1 protein-coding gene is annotated in these 595 nt (G+C 39.3%); it reads right to left on the bottom strand.

Translation table 11 applies throughout. The features are described from left to right. The coding region (locus IE038_RS25695) for a photosystem I psaA/psaB family protein (RefSeq protein ID WP_229775744.1) at positions 1-595 on the bottom strand (595 nt) is incomplete at both ends.

Here is a 595-nt window from a genome sequence, read left to right as displayed (position 1 = left end):
AAATATCGCAAGTACCGCCCCGTCCCGGACCATCGCAAGGAAAACTATAACCAAAATCTTTCTTATCAGGCATTAGCTTAGAACCGCGCGCATCTAAAGCACCTTTTACTAAAATCAACGTAGTCGTATGCAAACCTAGAGCAATAGCATGATGAACCAAAAAGTCTCCGGGACCAATTGTTAAGAAGAGCGAATTTTTATTATCGTTAATAGCATTCAACCAACCGGGTAACCATAAGCTTTTTCCGGCATTGAATGCTGGATCATTTGCTGAAGATAAGAGCACATCAAAGCCATATAAGGTCTTACCATGAGCAGATTGTATCCATTGAGCAAATATAGGCTCAATCAAGATTTGCTTTTCTGGAGTACCAAAAGCGAGCATAACATCGTTATGAACATAAAGTCCCAAGGTATGAAAACCTAGGAATAGACTAACCCAACTCAAATGAGATATTATGGCTTCCTTATGCTCCAACATTCTCGCCAATACATTATCCTTATTTTGTTCTGGATTATAATCTCTAATGAGAAATATAGCTCCATGAGCAAATGCCCCCGTCATAATGAATCCGGCAATGTATTGATGATGAGT

This window comes from Pseudomonas laurentiana (assembly GCF_014648275.1).
Classification (GTDB): Bacteria; Pseudomonadota; Gammaproteobacteria; order Pseudomonadales; family Pseudomonadaceae; genus Aquipseudomonas; species Aquipseudomonas laurentiana.
The sequence above is the reverse complement of the archived record's forward strand: the minus strand, read 5'-3'. Positions and strand labels throughout refer to the sequence as shown.